The following is a 20,253-nucleotide window of genomic DNA, read 5'->3' as shown; positions in this document are numbered from 1 at the left end:
TAGTATATTGGCGAAATTTGGGTTTTAAACCAGTGAAATGTCTTATGGATGACATTGATTGAGACGACTATTGAGGCTACTTGAGAATCTGTCACTCTAGATCCATTGTTCTACCTGTTTTGTAGAGATTCAGATCAAATCTTGCTTTATTTTAATTCCCAGAGACTAACAGAATAAGATTAATCGACTATTTTTGATTACCCTTAATTTTATTTATAGCTTTTCAATAAGCGGATTTCTGATAGTAATGAGGTAACCGAAGGTTTTGTTGCAATATGGTAATTAGGTTAGACAATGAATGTGTCTTGAGAAAGTAACAGAGGAAAACGAGTGTGAATAAATTGCCTGATGGTCCTCAAATCCCTGAGTGGTTACAGTTAATCTATTGGGTTGCTGACCCTCTGAAGTATTTGGATCAGTGTGTAGAACGCTATGGAGATACATTTACTATACGCCTAAGTGGTTTGGGACAGTTAGTCATCCTCAGCCATCCCCAAGCAATTCAGGAACTCTTGACCGCTCCTCCTAGCCAGTTTAAGTCTGGTGAACGAAATAAGCTGCTACGACCCTTGCTGGGGGAAACCTCAATGACTTTACTCGATGGTCAACCCCACCAGCGGCAGCGTAAACTCTTGATTCCTCCCTTTCATGGGGAACGAATTAATTCCTACAGTCAATTGATTTGTGATATTACCCAGCAAGTAGCGAGTCAGTGGGTAATCGGTAAAGGGTTTACTGCCCGTAGTGCCATGCAAGACATTACCATGCAGGTAATCATGGAGGGAGTTTTCGGTCTCGGTGAGGGAGCCCGTTACCAAAAACTCAAGCTACTGCTGGCAGCGATGCTAGATGTGACTGCTTCCCCGCTGCGCTCTAGTCTGCTGTATTTTAAGTTCCTGCAACGAGATTTAGGACCAAGGAGTCCTTGGGGCAAGATAGTGCGGCGTAGGCAGCAAATTTATAACCTCCTTCAGGCAGAGATTAATCAGCGCCGAGAGCAACCCGAGCTAATGGGCAATGACATTCTCAGTTTAATGATGTCTGCTCGGGATGAAAATGGTGAGTTGATGAGTGATCAAGAGTTACAAGATCAGTTGATGACTCTCTTGTTTGCGGGTCATGAGACTACTGCAACCGCTTTAGCTTGGGCATTCTACTGGATTCATCGATTACCGACAGTGCGCCAAAAACTGCTAGAGGAAATTGATAGCTTAGGGGATCATCCAGACCCGATGGCCATTGCCCAACTGCCCTATCTCACAGCAGTAGCCTACGAAACCCTGCGGATTTACCCAGTGGGGTTTTTGATCTTCACCCGCATTACCACAGCCCCAATTACTATTATGGGTCACCACTATCAGGCCAATACTGGCCTTGTTGCCTCTCCCTATTTAACCCATCGTCGAGAAGACCTCTATCCAGACTCCGATCAGTTTAAACCAGAACGATTCCTTGAGCGTCAATACTCTGCCTATGAGTATTTTCCCTTTGGTGGTGGAAACCGACGCTGTATTGGTGCTACTTTGGCGATGTTAGAAATGAAACTGGTTTTGGCTAAGGTATTGTCTGGTTATCACTTAGCCTTAGCAGAAGACAAAATCATTAAACCAGCTCGTCGTGGATTAGTGATTGCTCCGGAAAATGGGGTTCCTATGGTGATGACAGGTCAACGTGTTGCGAAGGATTCACCAAAGCCTGCTACCGTAAATTCTATTTAGGATCAAAGTAATTGTCCCAGTAATTGCCCCATAGCAACAGAAACGGTTATCCGTGATAACCGAGAGTCTTTGCCGCCAGTAAGGTCACCGAAAAAGGCCGCTGGATGCGATCGCATTTTGCTAACATACTCTTCCAAACCCGGTTTGATACTCCCATCGCGCTCCAGAACGGGATTATAGCGTTCGCGTAGCGGCTCCAAAGGAGCTGGGATTCTTAATAGTACAAAACTTTTAACGGCTGAACCAAACAGCCTAATCACTCAGCAGATCAAATCATTGAGCTTACTTGTTTTCTGGTCTAACCTTAATGCAGCGGCTTTTCAGCTTGCGCGCAAACCTGCACCACTAAGTGCATTATTAATATGTCTTTATCTTAGCAAAGATTATCAATAAGCGGATCCAGTCTCCAATTCCCAAGGGGCTGTGTGGGTCACCTGCGTCCGCTCCCCCCCTTACTAAGGGGGGTTAGGGGGGATCCCTAGTTTTCACGGGACTTTATACGCCCCGTCTCCCGCTAACCCTTACTGGCAGTGCCAGACGCTGCTTAATACGGGTATAACGGGAGTCCCCTTGGAGTTTAATGATGGTGTTGCCAAACAAAATAGTGAATTACTCAGAATATTAAAGATTTTGTGTTCTACAAGGGCTGAGTATAAATAAATGTCAACAAAAGTCTAACTAGCACAGCATCAGAGTTTCAGCCACTGAGGTCACCAATCTGATCATCCTAATCCATCGGTCTGACAATTGGTAATCGAGACTCGTTAACATTTTCTTTACAAAAAGTCTGTAAATCCCTCTTTCCCAATTCCTGATAACACTTCACAATTAACAAACAGTTCCGGTTGTCATCGGTACGGGTATAGCTGAGATGATCAGCGATTTTGTGTAGTATAGCGATGCCACGTCCACCACCAGATTGAGGGTTCATTTGCTGCTTGAGGTCTCTCAGCTGCTGTTCTAAATCAAAGGGAGGGCCTTGATCCCAGATGCGTAACTCTAAGCGCTGGGGGAATAAAGTAACTTCGACATCAATGGAAACTTCTTCTGGCAAATCTTTGTGAGCATGACGAACGGCATTGGTAAATCCTTCAGCGAGAGCTAATTGGCACTGCAACCAGACTTTTTGGCGAACATACGATGGTTTGAACTGGTCAAACCATCCCAAAGCGTTTTCTAACGCCTTAAGCTCGCTAGGAAATTCTTGGATAGATGTTTTCAATTTTTTCAATTCCTCAAAATCTTTTACATCAACCACATACATCAACCACATACATCAACCACATTGAAGCCTGATTCTCTCCAAAGGGTACTCTAAGATCAAGGAATCCAGTTTAACCTAGATTTATATCTCCCTCTACCATGGACTAATACTCAATTGCCTTCAAAAAATTGCCTTCAAAGAAAATTTTTTCCAGAAGCTCTGCTAGAAGCACTGGGAAAACCATTGGGGCAAATGGGGTTTCTTTTCCCGTTTTCTATCAAGCCAGGGGGTCTCGCCCTCTAGGGGGTCTTGCCCTCTATAAGGCGTTGCCCAAAATCGCAAAGATTGATTGAGATGCGCGAAAAGGGGGAAGAAACCGGAAGCGGTGCAAGAGAAGGAAGTTAGAACAAATAAATCCAATACGCCAATAGGAAATGCCATCAATAAAAGTAACTCAGTCTAACTTACCTTGGGGTCTGATCAAGGTTTCGTGAAATTCAGCCGGTTAGAATCTACTTGCTGTCCTGATTGTAAGTCAGTGTATTGATAAATCCTACAGTAATTTGTACAAGCTCAGTGCCATGAACCAAATTCTGATTATTGATGATGATCCAGCCATGCAAATGTTACTGAAACGGACCCTTTGCCAGCAGGGTTATGAGGTAGCTGTAGCTAGCAACGGCGAAGAAGGTTTGGTGCAGGTACAAAAGTTACGTCCAGCGCTAGTCATTTGCGATTGGATTATGCCCGGTATGAATGGATTGGACGTCTGTCGTCAACTCAAGGTAACGCCGGGACTCTCAACCACCATATTTATTCTGGTGACATCTCGAAATTCCATTGAAGACCGGGTAGAGGGGTTAGATGCTGGAGCAGATGACTTTCTGTGTAAGCCGATCGAAATAGCAGAGTTGAACGCACGAGTCAGGGCTGGCTTGAGGTTACACCAACTAAGTCATGATTTGCAGCACCAAAAGCAGTTGTTGGAGGGAGAATTAGCAGAGGCAGCAGAGTATGTTAGTTCGATTCTTCCAGACCGGATGATCAAACCATCGGTGACCATTGACACCCGATTTATTCCCTCCCGGAAACTGGGGGGTGATGGCTTTGACTATTATTGGCTAGACTCAGAGCATTTAGCAATTTATCTGCTGGATGCTGCTGGACATGGCTTACGAGCTGCCTTGCCCACACTTTCAGTGCTAAATTTACTCAGGTCGCGGGCTCTAAAGTCGATTAACTACTATCAACCTAGTGATGTTCTACGAGGGTTGAACCAAACCTTCCAGATCACTGAGCGAAATGATAAGTACTTCACGGTCTGGTATGGGGTATATAACCAGGTCAAGCGTCAACTGGTCTATGCTAGTGCAGGACATCCACCAGCAATATTAATTGCTCAGACCCATGGTTCCTTGATGGAAGTACAACGTCTAAAAACCCCTGGCTTACCCGTTGGTATGTTCCCAGATGCCGATTACATTGATCAGTGCTGTGAAATTACTGAATCGAGCACCCTATATATATTCAGCGATGGGATTTACGAGATTAACCAATCCAATGGGAACGTTTGGGGACTTGAGCCCTTCATCAGGTTACTGGCAGAGTGTAAGCAAAATCACAATGGTGCTTGTCACCTAGATTTGATTTTGAAATCTCTGGAAGCCGTGAACCCTAAACACTATTTTGATGATGATTTATCGTTACTGGAAATCAATTTTGTATGAACACCTTTCCCTGGACTAATCAACCTCAGTTTCCGTAGCATGGGCCGTTCCCGTAGCGTGGACCCATGGGCAATGGGCAATGTCAAAAATTGGCAGCTTTTGAAGATAATACAGGAGACTGAAAGGCAGTAAATCATCAGAAGCATTCAGCCAGCTTAGTAGGAGTATAAAGAAGGATTGGTGGATTCTTTCGCCAATTTTGTCGAAAAATTCCTGAAAAATCAATTATCATGAATCGAAGCTCCTGAATCGAAGCTCCTGACTCCTCAATGGTCGGATAGTTGGTTATGTCGAATTAATCAAGCTTTAGGGAATTATCATAAAACATCTTCCTAGCTTCATTAAGCTGGTCTTCATTTAAATTTGTTCTGACAGCAGGGAACCAGGGAACCTGGGGAGCAGGGGAGCAGGGGAGCAGGGGAGCAGGGGAGCAGGGGAGCGGGTTTGAGGGTTTTTTTCCTAACTGAATAATATCCAATTTAAATGCGCAACAGCTGGAAACAAAATCTAGGATAGGAAAAGGGCTACGCCCAACGGCGATCGCCCTATAGACTTCCCTGGAATTATCTTGTAGAAAGCACCTCGCTTTCAAAATCTTCTCGTGTAGAAAAGATTTCAAAAACTCTGTCCATGCTGGTCAGTTCAAATAACATTTTGATTTGCTCATTAACTGAGCAGATATACATCTTGCTCCCAGCAGCACGAATAGTTTTCAGAGCAAGTACCAACGCTCCCAAACCAGAACTATCCATAAAAGTAACATCTTGAAAATTAATCAAAATAATATCTGCGTTAGATTGCACCAGCTCAGCAACCTCTTGACGAAAATCGCCAGCTTTTGTACCATCTAGAATGCCTGTGGGTTGAACGACTTTAACAACACTACTCATATACCAAATTAAGCTAGTTACAAACATATACTGACTTTGCTAGTATAGCCGTGACAATTCATTTCAGCCAGATGCTGACCCACGCCCTACCCTACCACTACAGCACTAATCGCTTCTTTCAGGATTAGCCTCACCGATAAAGAGCATAGTAAACTTGAATTTGGGATGAATTTGGGGGCTAATAGCGCAGGCTGATCACAACAAGCAAGATTTGAACCGATCTACCCTTGGTGCTATCCGTGGTGTCCGCTCGGGTCTTCACGGTTCCATCCCCTAAGCCCACTCCCCCAAAAACTCCCAGTATACACTAGAATTCCCTTGGCAGAGCCCCAAACTATCCTGAAACCATGTCCAATTCAAATCCCATTCCAGTAGTAGTAAACGGTGCCGCCGGAAAAATGGGTCGAGAGGTGATTAAGGCTGTTTCTCAAGCCCAAGACATAACCCTAATCGGTGCCATCGATACCAATCCTAAGTATCTAGGTCAAGACGCCGGAGAAGTTGCGGGGTGCGAACCAGTTGAAATTCCCATTCTCAATGACCTGCAAGCCAATCTAGTTCTTGCTACCCAAGAAAAAACCCAAGGGGTGATGGTAGACTTTACCCACCCTGATAGCATATACGAGAACATCCGAACTGCGATCGCATACGGTGTCCGCCCCGTAGTTGGCACCACTGGTCTTAGTCCCGACCAAATCAAAGACCTCTCAGAATTTGCTGAAAAAGCCAGCACTGGCTGCCTAATTATCCCCAACTTCTCCATTGGTATGGCATTACTGCAACAAGCAGCTGTGCAAGCCTCCCAATACTTTGACCACTTAGAAATCATAGAACTCCATCACAACCAAAAAGCCGACGCTCCCAGCGGTACTGCCATTCAAACCGCCCAACGCATGGCTGGAGCAGGTAAAACCTATAATCCGGCAATGGTGGAAGAAACCGAAAAACTAAAAGGTGCCAGGGGAAGTATTGCAGAAGACAATATTCGGATTCATAGCGTGCGTTTACCTGGCTTAATTGCTCACCAAGAAGTCATCTTCGGTGCCCCTGGTCAAATCTACACCCTACGTCACGACACCAGCGACCGTTCCTGCTATATGCCAGGAGTACTGCTCGCGATTCGCAAAGTTACCCAGCTCAAGGGTCTACTATATGGGTTAGAGAAAATTTTGTGACCAGTTATTAGTCATTAGTCATTAGTCATTCGTGATTTGTCAAAATTGAGATCAATCACAAGAAATCTAAAAACTAAATACTAAATACTAAGTAACTAAAGACTAAGGACTAAGAACTAAGTACAAAACCCATGCTAATTCCCATCACTCGCCAGAAGTTTGAACAAATCGTTCCCGTCCTAGCCACGGGGCTCCAGTATCGCTACTACTGGGGCAAGTTTCGAGATTTTTTAAGGCGACTGTTAATTTCTTTAATCGCAGTTGTGGTGATTTTAATTTTAGCTTTGATGCTTGGTTCAGGTTTTGCTCCCTTCCGGGTATTATTCGAGATCACTGCAGGGCTTTACTGGTTGTGGGGTCCCGTATATTGGGCAAGTATGCGAAACCTAAAGATGCGCCGATATGGCTATAGTGGCTTCTGGCAGGGTCGAATCGAGGATGTATTTGTGACGGAGGAGTTGATTGGTACAGAAGAACAAGTCAATCAGCGGGGTGAGTTGGTAATTGTGGAACACCGGGAGAGACGGTTAAATCTAGAAGTGGAAGATGAAACTGGATTTATAAGTCAGCTGCAAGTTCCCCTAGAACGCCTCCACAAAAATATTTCACCTGGACAAATTGCTCAGATGTTGGTTATGTCCAATCAGCCTGACTTAGGGAAGATTGCCCAGACCAGTGATATTTATATTCCTAGCTTAGACATTTGGGTAAATGACTATCCTTACGTGCAACGAGATGTCTTTGTCCAAGTTAGTCGTAAATTGAGGGATGAAGAGCGCTCTTATTCGAGACAACGTCCCCGTAGTTCTAGGCGTCGAAGGTCTTATTAAGGATTAACCGTGTGGGGCTCGTTCGTGCCTAGGATCCTCTAGAAACTAGAGGGGTAGTGGGATTCGTTGACTAGAAACCATACCCTACACCCCACACCCAGTAAGGCTAACAAGGCTGCTTATCACCCCGTCAGATAAATGCTATGTAGACTTGGGTTCAGAACCAGACACCACAGGAGCGCTAGAATTCAAATCCAACTCTGGATGGTCTTCTGCGACTTGCTGTAAATTCCACTGATTCTTAAACAATAGCACTGGACGTCCCCAATTATCTTTGACTGTCACGGTATTAAACAAACGCCCAGCCTTTTCCAAGGCTTCCCAGCCACCGGCTACCCAACGAGCCACACTATAGGGCAACATATCCAACCTGGTGTCTACGCCATACTCATTTCTGAGGCGAAACTGCACTACTTCAAATTGCAACTGTCCCACTGCTGCCAGAATTGGGTCCCGCTTCGACTCATCAACGGAATACATAATTTGAACAGCCCCTTCTTCCCGCAACTCTTTGACTCCTTTCTGGAACTGCTTAAACTTAGACGGGTTAGGATTCTTCAAATAAGCAAACAACTCTGGGGAAAAGCAAGGAATCCCTTCATACTCCAACTTCTTACCGTTGTAAATCGTATCCCCAATGGCAAACACCCCCGGATTATTCAAACCAATCACATCCCCCGCATAGGCAACATCAATGGATTCTCGGTCTTGAGCAAACAGCTTTTGGGGTCTTGACAAACGAACGGTTTTACCAGTACGAGCATGGCTGACAGTCATATCCTTTTCAAACTTACCCGTACACACCCGCACAAACGCCACCCTATCCCGGTGCTTGGGGTCCATATTCGCTTGGAGCTTGAACACAAAGCCACTAAAGTCTGGATAAGTGGGAGGAATCTCGCCTACTGTGGATTGGCGAGATTCTGGTTTCATGGCATAGTCCAAAAAAGCATCTAGAAACAGCTGCACTCCAAAATTAGTCATGGCACTGCCAAAAAACACAGGAGTCATTTGACCGGAATGAATCAACTCTAAATCCAGGTCTGGACCAACACCATCGAGAATTTCTAACTCTTCCTTTAGTTGATAATATAAGTCTTGTTCGAGGAGCTGTTCAATCTGGGGGTCTCCCAAATTAACTACTGTATCCTTTGCTTCCCGGGAGCCGTGAGCGGTCCTTTCAAACAAGTGGATTTGTTGTCCTCGGCGGTCAAACACTCCTTTAAAGCGATCGCCCATGCCAATCGGCCAGTTTACCCCATAGGTTTGTAATCCCAGTTCCTGCTCAATCTCATCGAGTAGTTCTAGGGGTTCTCGTGCGGGACGGTCAAGCTTGTTGACAAAGGTAAATATAGGAAGCGATCGCATTTTGCACACTTCAAACAATTTCCTGGTTTGGGGCTCTAGACCCTTTGCTGCATCAATCAGCATCACCGCATTATCAGCTGCTGCCAGAGTGCGATAGGTATCCTCACTGAAATCTTGGTGTCCGGGTGTGTCGAGTAAATTAATCTGACAGTCCTCATAGGCAAACTGCAACACCGTCGAGGTAATCGAAATTCCCCGTTGTTGCTCCATTTCCATCCAGTCCGAGGTTGCCTTGCGCTGAGCTCGCCGTGCCTTCACTGCTCCGGCTTCGTGAATTGCTCCACCATAGAGTAATAATTTTTCTGTCAATGTAGTTTTACCCGCGTCCGGGTGGGAAATAATCGCAAAGTTACGGCGGTGTTCAACAGCGTTGAGCAATTCTGCCTCAAGTTCAGTGGACATCCGAAAAGACTAGATAGGGGACTTTCCTTTACATTCTGACATAGTTTTATGGTTATTAGTCCTTTATGATTGACCAGAGTCTGCTCGTAGTTACAAATTACTAATGACTAATAGTGACTAATAGACCATTAGCTTGCCGTCCAAAACTAGTCTTGATAATCGAACCCTGAGGCGAATTCACCTATTCCCGTTTTCCCATTCCATGTTCTATACTTTTGCTAATTATACTAAATAATAACTAATCAATAATGTGGTGATTTCATCCCTGATTTTGGACGGAATTTACTACCTATAGTATAGGGATATAAATGCTAGGATTATAGGTAAGTAAAATTGAATACATTATCGAAATAAAGGAGCTCTATTATGGTGTATGACCAGAAAAATAACATCGACTATGACCCAGACAAGCGCAAGCTGTTATCAGCATTATGTCACGGAGCAATTTTCATTAGTGCCTCATTTGTATCCGTGTTAATTCCCGTGGCTATTTTGTTAATCTCCGATGATAAAGTAGTCAAAGATAATGCCAAAGAGTCCCTTAATTTTCACTTCAATGTCTGGCTATATGAGGTAATTTTTGGGGCTTTGACTATTATCCTCATTGGTTGGCCTTTCCTAGGTTTATTAGTTATTTTAAGTTTGGTACTGCCGATTATGGCTATTCTCAAGATTCTTGGGGATCCCAATGTATCCTACCGCTACCCATTTATTTTCCGTGTGATTTAAATTAGCGCTAGGGTTTTAGTGAACCTGAGTGAACAGGGGGGAGCATGCCATGGTTGCAGAAAGAGTATTACAGGAGGTCAGTAAGATGCCATCAGACCAAAGAATTTCATTCGTGCCGGACTTCCCCCTCTTTCCACCCCCCAGAAAAACCTGGGCGTCAGATGTAAAATGTAACGAAATGCAAAGTATAATTAAAAGAACACCCCTAAGCCAAAAATTTACAGTATTACCATCACATGCGAGTTGCGATCGCTGGAGCCGGACTAGCAGGGCTTTCCTGTGCTAAATATCTAACAGACGCTGGTCACACCCCGATTGTCCTAGAACGCCGAAATGTTTTAGGCGGTAAAGTGGCAGCCTGGAAAGATCAAGATGGAGACTGGTATGAAACTGGTCTCCATATATTTTTTGGTGCCTATCCCAATATGCTGCAGCTAATTAAAGAACTGGGTATTGAAGACCGGCTGCAGTGGAAAGAGCACACCATGATTTTTAATCAGCCAAATCAACCCGGAACTTACTCTCGGTTTGACTTCCCGAATCTACCAGCTCCCCTCAATGGGATGGTGGCAATTCTGCGCAATAACGACATGCTGACCTGGCCCGAGAAGATTCGCTTTGGGATAGGGTTGATTCCGGCCATGCTTCAAGGGCAAAAGTATGTCGAAGCAATGGACAAATACTCCTTCTCCGAATGGCTGAAAAAACAGAACGTACCACCACGAGTAGAGAAGGAAGTCTTCATCGCCATGTCTAAGGCACTAAACTTTATTGGGCCTGATGAAATTTCGTCCACTATAATCTTGACTGCTCTTAACCGCTTCCTACAGGAAAAGAACGGTTCCAAGATGGCATTCTTGGATGGTTCTCCCACGGAGCGACTCTGCCAACCACTAGTTGATTATATCACACAGCGGGGTGGAGAAGTACGCTTGAATGCCCCAGTTAAAGAATTTTTACTCAATTCAGACAACACTGTCAGTGGGTTCCTGATTCGGGGATTGAATGGAGCACCCGATCAAGTTCTGACAGCGGATGCTTATGTATCAGCTATGCCGGTAGACCCCTTGAAGCTGATGATACCCAAACCTTGGGGTGAAATGGAATTTTTCAAACAGCTGGATGGGCTAGAGGGAGTACCGGTAATCAACCTGCAGATGTGGTTTGACCGCAAACTGACGGATATTGACCATCTGTTATTTTCCCGATCACCCCTGCTTAGTGTCTATGCTGACATGAGCAATACCTGCAAAGAGTACGCCAATCCCGACCGCTCAATGTTGGAATTGGTCTTAGCGCCTGCTAAAAATTGGATTGGCAAATCCGATCTCGAAATTGTGAATGCCACCCTAGCAGAACTGGAGAAACTGTTTCCCAACCATTTTGGTAGTGATAACTCAGCTCAACTGATAAAATACCACGTGGTTAAGACTCCCCGTTCGGTATATAAGGCAACCCCAGGACGGCAACAGCACCGTCCCTCCCAAGAAACACCCATTGCCAATTTCTTCCTAAGCGGGGATTACACTATGCAACGATACCTAGCAAGTATGGAAGGAGCCGTACTTTCTGGTAAGCTGACATCGCAGGCAATAAATAACAATAGCACTCGGCTTTCAAAAACCAGCGCTCAACCACTAGCCGGCAATCAGAAAGCAGAGATTGACACCCCGTTAGTCTCTTCACCCATGCCAAGGGCCAGTACTGAGGGCTGAAGGATGAAAGTTGAAAGCTTCCAATCTCCAACGTTGCTAAGAATGCTCCAACTGCCCAAATCTCAGCCCATGAGAAACCTGGCCTCCCGGTCAAAATCCTACGAATTATGCCGCCAGATTACGGCGAAGTACTCTAAGACGTTTTATCTTGGCACCCTACTAATGCCAGAAGCAAAACGTCGAGCCATCTGGGCAATATACGTCTGGTGCAGACGAACTGATGAACTAGTCGATGGTCCCCAGGCGGCTTTAACCACCCCTGAAACCCTAGATCACTGGGAAGAACATCTGCAATCTATCTTTGCGGGACATCCCATCGATAACTATGATGTCGCTTTGGTCGATACCCTAGAACGCTTCCCGATGGATATTCAACCCTTTCGGGATATGATTGCAGGTCAGCAGATGGATCTCTACCGTAGTCGCTATGAAACCTTTGATGAACTGAATCTTTACTGTTATCGGGTGGCGGGTACGGTGGGGTTAATGTCTAGTGCTGTACTGGGGGTTGACAACTCCACTAGTAAAGCACCCTGGGATCAGCAAACAGATTCCTATAATCCGGTCGGAGAAGCGATCGCATTAGGTATTGCCAATCAGCTAACTAACATCCTCCGAGATATTGGAGAGGATGCTAGACGAGGTCGTATTTACATACCCTTAGAAGATATGGAACGGTTTAATTACACCGAGGATGATTTGTTCAAAGGTGTGGTTGATGACCGTTGGCAGGAACTAATGCGTTTCCAAATTCAACGGGCAAGGGATTACTATACCAAAGCAGAAAGAGGTATTAGAGCCCTAAGCCGTGATGCCCGTTGGCCGGTTTGGTCTGCCTTGATGCTCTATCAGAAAATTCTCAATGTGATTGAACACAACCATTACGATGTATTTAGCCAAAGAGCCTATGTCCCCAAACTCCGTAAGATGTTATCCTTACCGATAGCCTGGCTGAGAGCACAAGTTTTATAGGAAAACCATGGCAAATCGTTAATGGCCAATCTGTCAAAAAATCCCCATCCTACAGATCGATGGGTTTTTTTTTCCCGTTGACCAAGGGCGGCAAAAGGCTGGGATACAACAGGAAAATACTATCAATTCTATTTAATGGTGCTACAAATGCTTGGGATTGGAAAAGGAGAAGGGGGAAGGAAAAATCTCAAAGGGAAAGGGGGAAAGGAATATATGTATTACCCTTTAACCTTTCCCCACACTCTTTCTATTTGCAGCAGACATTTATAGCAGTTTTTAATTAGCGCGGGTGGCAAAGCGCTATAAGTCTCTTAACTCAGATGTACTTCAGCCATGGAAACTATATATACGCTATATATAATAATTTCTGAACTATCGTGGAACTTCCCTTGGGTTGGATGACATGAGCTCAAAGCTGAAGGCTGAGGATGGATAACGGTATCGATACGTCGTATAATCAGCAAGTCCAACCACTTTTGTCATATAGCAAGGAGATGTTCATGTTGGAACTGGATGTTGTTTATTTGGAATCCGAATACGCCCACAAGAGTCCTCAGGAAATCCTCAAACTGGCTCTTGACAAATTTGACAACATCGCCATCTCTTTCAGTGGTGCGGAGGATGTGGTTCTTGTGGATATGGCATCCAAGATTAAGCCAGATGTGAAAGTGTTCTCCCTCGACACGGGTCGCTTGCACTGCGAGACTTACCAACTACTTGAGAAGGTAAGACAGCACTATGGAATTCCACTAGAGGTAATTCTACCGGACGCGGATGCAGTGGAAGCACTGGTTAAACAAAAGGGGTTGTTCAGTTTCTACCAGGATGGTCACAAAGAGTGCTGTGGTATTCGCAAAGTCGCTCCCTTGCGTCGCCAACTGGCTAAGCTAGATGCTTGGATTACGGGTCAGCGAAAGGATCAGAGTCCTAGTACTCGCGCTAATATCCCTGTTGTCCAGGTAGACCAGGCGTTCTCAACCCAAGAACGAACCCTGATTAAATTTAACCCCCTAGCTAACTGGAGTTCTGAACAGGTGTGGAAATACATCCGCACTAATGATGTGCCTTACAATCAATTGCACGCTAAAGGTTTCGTTAGCATTGGCTGCGAACCCTGTACTCGCCCAATTCTCCCCAATCAGCATGAACGGGAAGGTCGCTGGTGGTGGGAAGGGCAGGTCGAAAAAGAGTGTGGCTTACACAACACTACAGAGCAGGGAATGACGAACAGGGAACATCAAACAGTAAGGGTTTGAGCAACCCTCACGGAAATTAACAGACTAGGTAAAGAATTTCAGTTCAGATACTTAAGCGTTGCGGCACAATCAAGCTTGTTGCGGTTGAAATCCTAATTTTTAGGTAGGAGTGGGGAGTGGGTTGTGATAATTTCTTAATTACGCTTTTGAAAAACAACTCAGTATTGAATAGTACAGAATGAAAATCACTTTAGTAAAAAAAATCAACAAGGACGGCAATTTCTGTCGCAAGTGCGTCAATGTGGTAGAAAAACTTGAAAAAAAAGGACTGATGGGTCGAATAGACCAGATTGTGGTGGCTGATGAGCGTCAGCAATCTAGCGAGGGACTAGATCTAGCTATAAAGCACGGGGTAGAAGCAGCCCCTTTCTTCATTGTTGATCATGATGACGGTTCGACCCAAGTCTATAGCACTTATGTTCGTTTCTTCAAGGAAATCTTGAATCACAAGACTTCTGAAAGGGAAGAGGTATCGGAGATCATGGATCGATACCCTGAACTAGATTTCATCTAAAAAACTGATTGCTGTAATCGTAACAGTGGGGTGATCAGGTGATGTTAGCTTAGCTCGACGAAGTCCGGTGATGGAAATATATCGGTTCTCGATTGGTTCTCGGTTAATTCCCAAAGCCCGATGCTATAGTCGCAGCTCGCTGACAATTCAACCAACAAAGACCATTTAAGCAAACAACTAGGAGTTGATGATGAAAAAAGTTGTAGTTTTAGGCGGTGACGGATTTTGTGGTTGGCCCACAGCTCTCCATCTATCTGATAGTGGTCATGACATTGTAATTGTTGATAACTTGTCACGACGCAACATTGATAATGAGTTGGAAGTGAGTTCCTTAACACCTTACCAGCCGATGTCCACTCGTCTCAAGACATGGCTTGAGGTTTCTGGCAAACAAATCCAGTTCTATAACTTCAATGTAGCGAAAGACTATGATCGCTTACTCAATCTATTCCTAACCTATCAACCGGATGTGGTGATTCATTTTGCCGAACAGCGGGCTGCACCTTATTCGATGAAGTCATCTAGCCATAAGCGCTACACGGTAGATAATAACTTGAATGCGACCAATAATCTGCTAGCTGCGATTGTGGAGTCGGGTTTGGATATACATGTGGTTCATTTAGGAACCATGGGAGTCTATGGTTATGGTACTGCTGGGATGAAGATTCCGGAAGGGTATTTAGATATCCAGGTGACTACGGATGAGGGAAAAATGGTACAGCAGCAAATCTTGTACCCAGCCAATCCGGGCAGTATCTATCACATGACCAAAACTCAGGACCAGCTGTTTTTCTCTTACTACAACAAGAATGATGGGGTGCGGATCACTGACCTGCATCAGGGGATTGTTTGGGGAACTCAGACCAAGCAGACAAAGCTGGATGAACGGCTAATTAATCGCTTTGATTACGATGGAGACTATGGTACAGTCCTAAACCGGTTCCTGATGCAGTCAGCGATTGGTCATCCGTTGACGGTACATGGAACAGGGGGTCAAACTAGGGCATTTATCCATATTCAAGATACGGTGCGGTGTATAGAGTTAGCGATCGCAAATCCTCCGGCTTCTGGGGACAGGGTGAAAATCTTGAATCAGATGACCGAAACCCATCGGGTGCGGGATTTGGCACAGATTGTGTCTGATATCACTGGGGCGGAAATTGCCTATCTAGAGAACCCGAGAAACGAATCAGCGGAAAATGAACTGGCTGTGGAGAATAAATGTTTCTTAGAAATGGGTCTGAAACCAACCACCTTGGTTAAGGGTCTGATGCAAGAGGTAATCGAGATTGCAGCTAAATATGTCGATCGTTGCGATCGCTCGAAGATTATCTGTACATCACTGTGGCGGCAGAAGGGAAATGGGGTGAGTATGGCTGACGAAAGTCCTGCTCAAACCACATCCGACAAAACAGCAGTGGGTGTAGGTGCCAGTTAAAAATTAGGTAGCACGCAGGTGGGAGCATGTTATACGTTGAGCGGTCAGCTTATTATGGTCAGTCAGGTTTTGCTGGCCTTGCAACTAATAGCTGATGACAAGGACAGCATGGGCGTAGCACCATTACTGACTGCTCAACGTATCTCAAACTCTGGCAATCTTAATAAGTTAATCACGCTTTGAAAGGTCTTGCTACCCTAAAGCTAGTTGATCGGATTGTCTGTTATGTATCAAACTGACCCCCCTCGTCCGGCGAAGGAAACCCTGCCGACGATGTATGATCTCCCTAGTGAAGATCCAGAGGAACCAGGTTTGCCAGACGAGTTTCACGATTTTCAACCTCAGCTGTTACGGGAGACTTTCTGCCCACCGAGTTACCCAAGGGATCAGATCTTTGTGGGGACTGACTTGAATCTGTACTATGATGTGCGCCATCCTCAATGGTACAAACGACCGGACTGGTTTGGGGTAGTTGGGGTGTCTCGGTTTTATGAACAGCGAGACTTACGATTGAGTTATGTGATCTGGCAGGAAGGGGTGAGTCCATTTATCGTAGTGGAGTTGCTCTCTCCAACGACGGAATCAGAAGATTTAGGGCAAACCCTACGGGAGATTGGCCGTAGGCCACGCTACGCGATCGATCAACCGCCGACTAAGTGGGAGGTTTATGAACGTATCCTTCGTATTCCTTATTATGTGGTGTTTAGCCGATACACCAATGAGTTAAGAATTTTTGAGTTGAAAGGGTTAAACTATGAACAGGTAAGGTTGGACACCGAAAAATTCTGGCTGCCAGAATTAGGGCTGGGCCTAGGAGTATGGTCTGGGTCATACCAAGAGGTAAATGGGCGATGGTTACGCTGGTATGATGAATTAGGGAACTGGATTCCCACAGGCTCTGAACAGGTTCAACAGGCTCAAGACCAGTTGCAGCAGACTCAGCAACAGTTGCAGCAGGCTGAGCAGCAAGCTCAACTCGAACGCCAGGAAAAGGAATTAGCTCAACAGCAGGCAGCGAGATTAGCAGAACGTCTGCGACAGTTGGGGATTGACCCAGGAGAGGTGTAAAGCGATGGGGCTGGCAGCAGAATAGAAAACGCGATGCTCGGTACGAGCCGCTACGCGAACGCATATAGCAATTGCCGTCTCATACCAAATCCTGTTCCCAAACCCCCCTTATCTGCATAGCCATAGATTCGTGGCATACAAAGATTTGGTCGATTTTTATAAAAGGGTTTTGACAAACGGATTTGATATAAGTCCACTTATACGCTTAGTTCAGTTCTGGAGTATTTAGTTTAATTATTATAATTATACGTCCAGCGTTGTTTTTTGTCCATTTGCTCTCGCAACGCCCTATAGCAACGTAAGGAGTTTAGCGGTGGGAGGATGTCAATCATGGTTTACCACTGCCTCACTAATATTGTTTGTTAGAAAGCTAGCTTTTTTTTTATAGAATGATTATAATTGTCATCAAGTATCTATTCGAGATTGTCTGCTGGTGAACAAAACTAACGCTCGTTTTGAAGTTGTAATTGTGGGGGCTGGGGCTGCTGGAATTGGCTGTGGAGTAGTCTTAAAAGATTTAGGAATTGAAAACTTTGTCATTGTAGAACGACATCAAGTAGGGGCTTCTTTTAGGCGTTGGCCTGAAGAAATGCGATTCATTACGCCGTCGTTTCCCAGTCATGGTTTTGGATTGCTGGATCTCAACGCAGTAGTTTTAAATACTTCTCCTGCCCTCAGTTTCAGAAAGGAACATCTTTCGGGGAAAGAATATGCCCTATATTTGGAGACTGTAGCAGAGCATTTTAAACTACCTATAAAAACCGAGACAAATGTGAAAACTATTGCAGCTTTACCTCAAGGCAAAGGCTTTGTCTTGGAAACTTCTAAAGGCAAGTTGCGTTCACGCAGTGCCTCAGCTTCGCTGAGATCGCAGTTTGTGATTTGGGCAGCAGGAGAGTTTCAATATCCCAATCTTAATCCGTTTCCAGGAGCAGAATTGTGCATTCATAATTCCAAAATACGTTCTTGGACAGAGCTTAAGGGGAAAGAATTTGTAGTTGTGGGAGGCTATGAAAGCGGTGTAGATGCAGCGTCAAATTTGGCAGCATTAGGGAAAAAAGTAAAGTTAATCGATCGCCAGAGTAGCTGGTCAAACTTAGACTCAGATCCTAGTGTTTCTCTGTCTCCTTATAGTCTAAAACGTTTAGAAAGAGCTTATTCTATGGGTCGGGTCGAACTAATTGGAGAACAGCACATTGAAGCAGTCAAAGCAGTAAAAAAAGGATATGTGGTGGAGAGCGAGTACGAACAGTGGTTTAGTTCCACACCGCCAATTCTCTGTACGGGATTTAACAGCAGTTTAAAACAAATCGCACCTCTATTTGACTGGTCAAATGGCTATGCAGCCCTGACTCAAGAAGATGAGTCTACCCTAACTCCAGGATTATTTGTCGTCGGTCCTTCGGTGCGTCACGGCAATCTAATTTTTTGTTTCATTTATAAATTTCGGCAGCGATTTGCTGTAGTCGGTAATGCGATCGCTCAACGTCTGGGAATCGATCCAACGACCTTGGAAGCCTATCGCCGAGAAGGTTTGTTCTTAGATGACCTTTCTTGCTGTAATAACGATTGTGTTTGTTAAAAAGTCAGCGGTGGTTATTGGTAAAGAGAGTACGGGCAAGTCCCAACTAATTGCGGCTCTTACAGGACAGACTCCCTATAGTGCCAATTTTCGCGGTTCTACAGTGACTTGTGACACTTATCAATCTGAAGCCTATACCTTTATCGATACCCCTGGAATTCTCTATCGTTCCGATAGTGTAACTACTAAGAAAGCTTTAAGACAGCTACAAGAAAATGACACCGTGCTATTGGTAGTCAAGGCAACCGACGTAGATCGAGATTTAGCAGATCTACTACCTTTAGTAGCAGATAAAAGGGGCATTGTGGTGATTACTTTCTGGGATAAGGTATTCTCGACGGTTCATACTCAACAAGTGATTAGGGAATGGACGGAAACTTCTAACCTGAGCATTTTCACTGTAGATGCCCGCCACATTACTACAGAACAAAAAGACCATATTTTGGCTTCTCTGCAAGAACCTCATCCTTTTCCCGCCCAATGGATTCCTACAAGGGCTGGCTGGTATATAGAACCCCACCCAACACTGTTAGAACATCCTCGACTGGGCAGTTTATTGGCGATCGCTTTATTACTTATTCCTGCCATTATTGCTGTCTGGGGTGCTAACTCCTTTGCGACTTTAGCAGATCCTATAGTCCAAAGTGCGATCGCTCCTGTTATTAAACCTTTATCCCAACTCCCAATCTGGTTAAGAGAAATACTGATAGGTCAGTATGGACTGATAACTATGAGTCCGTTGCTGTTTATTTGGGCGATGCCCACAGTAATTCTCTATGCCCTATTCTTGGGCGCATATAAAGCTAGTGGGTTAATAGAACGAATTACCATTGCTCTCGATCCTTTACTCCGTCCGTTTGGGTTATCGGGACGGGATTTAGTGCGAGTAATTATGGGTATGGGGTGTAATGTTCCTGCGGTGATTAGCACCCGTGCCTGTTCTAGTTGTTCTAGAGGAACTTGTATTTCGGCGATCGCTTTTGGTTCCGCTTGTTCTTATCAGTTGGGCGCAACTTTAGGGGTGTTTAGTGCTGCTAAGTTACCTTACTTGATAATTCCTTACCTGCTGTATCTAACCGCAACCACCTTGATATATACCTACATCATTTCTTCCCCTACAGCTAAATCGAATCAGAATCCCCTAGTAATCGAAGGAAGAGCATTTTTAGAATTTCCTCATTCGTCAGTAATTTGGCGCGAAGCTAAGTCAACTATTAATCAATTTTTGTTCAATGCAATTCCCATATTTTTAGTTATTACCGTTATTGCTTCTGTGTTGAATTGGTTAGGAACAATCGCAGCTTTAGCCAATATTATTAACCCTTTGATGGGATTGTTTAATTTACCCACTGAAGCCTCATTGCCTATTGTTTTAGCTTCTATTCGCAAAGATGGACTGCTATTATTTGCTGAACCAGAAACCTTGGCTATGTTAACTCCATTGCAGGTTTTGACTGGGGTGTATCTAGCAGGAGTATTGCTACCTTGTTTAGTTACTCTGTTAACTATTACGCGAGAACAGTCTCTTCGATTTGCCTTATTGCTGTTAAGTAGACAGGCGATCGCTGCGATATTTTTTTCTCTATTACTTGCTTGGGGAGGATTATTAATCAAGTAATAAGTAATGGGCGATCGGTAGTTTCGGTACGAAAACGTACGGTAAGA

General features: G+C 44.7%; 17 protein-coding genes. 13 read left to right on the top strand and 4 right to left on the bottom strand.

Going from position 1 to position 20,253, the window contains the following annotated elements; all coding sequences use genetic code 11:
• The first annotated feature begins 332 nt into the window (after window positions 1–332).
• Complete coding sequence (locus tag F6J90_RS22755; protein ID WP_293098620.1) at window positions 333–1,718, top strand: cytochrome P450; 1,386 nt, start codon at window positions 333–335, stop codon at window positions 1,716–1,718.
• Window positions 1,719–1,720: 2 nt separating this feature from the next.
• On the opposite strand, the gene F6J90_RS22750 is transcribed toward F6J90_RS22755, so the two are convergent.
• Complete coding sequence (locus tag F6J90_RS22750; RefSeq protein WP_293098618.1) at window positions 1,721–1,918, bottom strand: hypothetical protein; 198 nt, start codon at window positions 1,916–1,918, stop codon at window positions 1,721–1,723.
• Window positions 1,919–2,445: 527 nt separating this feature from the next.
• Window positions 2,446–2,940, bottom strand: coding sequence for an ATP-binding protein (locus tag F6J90_RS22745; RefSeq protein ID WP_293098616.1), 495 nt, complete (start codon window positions 2,938–2,940; stop codon window positions 2,446–2,448).
• A gap of 563 nt (window positions 2,941–3,503) precedes the next feature.
• Here F6J90_RS22745 and F6J90_RS22740 point away from each other — a divergent pair.
• Complete coding sequence (locus tag F6J90_RS22740; protein WP_293098613.1) at window positions 3,504–4,649, top strand: SpoIIE family protein phosphatase; 1,146 nt, start codon at window positions 3,504–3,506, stop codon at window positions 4,647–4,649.
• A gap of 563 nt (window positions 4,650–5,212) precedes the next feature.
• Here F6J90_RS22740 and F6J90_RS22735 read toward each other — a convergent pair.
• Complete coding sequence (locus F6J90_RS22735) at window positions 5,213–5,539, bottom strand: STAS domain-containing protein (RefSeq protein WP_293100702.1); 327 nt, start codon at window positions 5,537–5,539, stop codon at window positions 5,213–5,215.
• A 347-nt stretch (window positions 5,540–5,886) separates the two neighbouring features.
• Here F6J90_RS22735 and dapB point away from each other — a divergent pair, with 347 nt between their 5' ends.
• Together dapB and F6J90_RS22725 are read left to right on the top strand one after the other, a co-directional pair.
• Window positions 5,887–6,714: a 4-hydroxy-tetrahydrodipicolinate reductase gene (dapB, locus tag F6J90_RS22730; protein ID WP_293018848.1), complete on the top strand. Its 828-nt coding sequence runs from the start codon at window positions 5,887–5,889 to the stop codon at window positions 6,712–6,714.
• 131 nt (window positions 6,715–6,845) lie between these two features.
• Window positions 6,846–7,544, top strand: coding sequence for a phosphate ABC transporter permease (locus F6J90_RS22725; protein ID WP_293098611.1), 699 nt, complete (start codon window positions 6,846–6,848; stop codon window positions 7,542–7,544).
• 141 nt (window positions 7,545–7,685) lie between these two features.
• On the opposite strand, the gene prfC is transcribed toward F6J90_RS22725, so the two are convergent.
• A complete protein-coding gene (prfC, locus tag F6J90_RS22720) occupies window positions 7,686–9,314 on the bottom strand; it encodes a peptide chain release factor 3 (protein WP_293098609.1) in 1,629 nt (542 codons plus the stop codon).
• Window positions 9,315–9,680: 366 nt separating this feature from the next.
• Here prfC and F6J90_RS22715 point away from each other — a divergent pair, with 366 nt between their 5' ends.
• The 9 genes from F6J90_RS22715 (at window position 9,681) to F6J90_RS22675 (ending at window position 20,206) form a co-directional block, all read left to right on the top strand.
• Window positions 9,681–10,043, top strand: coding sequence for a DUF4870 domain-containing protein (locus F6J90_RS22715; protein ID WP_293098607.1), 363 nt, complete (start codon window positions 9,681–9,683; stop codon window positions 10,041–10,043).
• Between the two features lie 236 nt (window positions 10,044–10,279).
• Complete coding sequence (gene pds / locus F6J90_RS22710) at window positions 10,280–11,758, top strand: 15-cis-phytoene desaturase (protein WP_293098604.1); 1,479 nt, start codon at window positions 10,280–10,282, stop codon at window positions 11,756–11,758.
• Between the two features lie 42 nt (window positions 11,759–11,800).
• Window positions 11,801–12,730, top strand: a complete 930-nt coding sequence (gene crtB, locus F6J90_RS22705) for a 15-cis-phytoene synthase CrtB (protein WP_293100699.1) — start codon at window positions 11,801–11,803, stop codon at window positions 12,728–12,730.
• A gap of 494 nt (window positions 12,731–13,224) precedes the next feature.
• Window positions 13,225–13,986 carry a phosphoadenylyl-sulfate reductase gene (locus tag F6J90_RS22700; RefSeq protein WP_366513883.1) on the top strand — a complete coding sequence of 254 codons (762 nt, stop codon included), beginning with the start codon at window positions 13,225–13,227 and terminating at the stop codon, window positions 13,984–13,986.
• 178 nt (window positions 13,987–14,164) lie between these two features.
• A complete protein-coding gene (locus tag F6J90_RS22695; RefSeq protein WP_293098600.1) occupies window positions 14,165–14,500 on the top strand; it encodes a hypothetical protein in 336 nt (111 codons plus the stop codon).
• Between the two features lie 187 nt (window positions 14,501–14,687).
• Window positions 14,688–15,938: an NAD-dependent epimerase/dehydratase family protein gene (locus tag F6J90_RS22690; protein WP_293098597.1), complete on the top strand. Its 1,251-nt coding sequence runs from the start codon at window positions 14,688–14,690 to the stop codon at window positions 15,936–15,938.
• Window positions 15,939–16,163: 225 nt separating this feature from the next.
• Window positions 16,164–17,006 carry a Uma2 family endonuclease gene (locus F6J90_RS22685; RefSeq protein WP_293098595.1) on the top strand — a complete coding sequence of 281 codons (843 nt, stop codon included), beginning with the start codon at window positions 16,164–16,166 and terminating at the stop codon, window positions 17,004–17,006.
• 433 nt (window positions 17,007–17,439) lie between these two features.
• Window positions 17,440–18,588 (top strand): NAD(P)/FAD-dependent oxidoreductase, encoded by a 1,149-nt coding sequence (locus F6J90_RS22680; protein WP_293098593.1) that lies wholly within the window; start codon window positions 17,440–17,442, stop codon window positions 18,586–18,588.
• Complete coding sequence (locus F6J90_RS22675; RefSeq protein ID WP_293098590.1) at window positions 18,551–20,206, top strand: nucleoside recognition domain-containing protein; 1,656 nt, start codon at window positions 18,551–18,553, stop codon at window positions 20,204–20,206. The genes F6J90_RS22680 and F6J90_RS22675 overlap by 38 nt, the downstream gene beginning before the upstream one ends.
• Window positions 20,207–20,253: the final 47 nt, after the last annotated feature.

It is taken from the genome of Moorena sp. SIOASIH, from assembly GCF_010671925.1.
Lineage (GTDB): Bacteria > Cyanobacteriota > Cyanobacteriia > Cyanobacteriales > Coleofasciculaceae > Moorena.
This window is presented reverse-complemented; position numbering and strand designations above follow the sequence as displayed.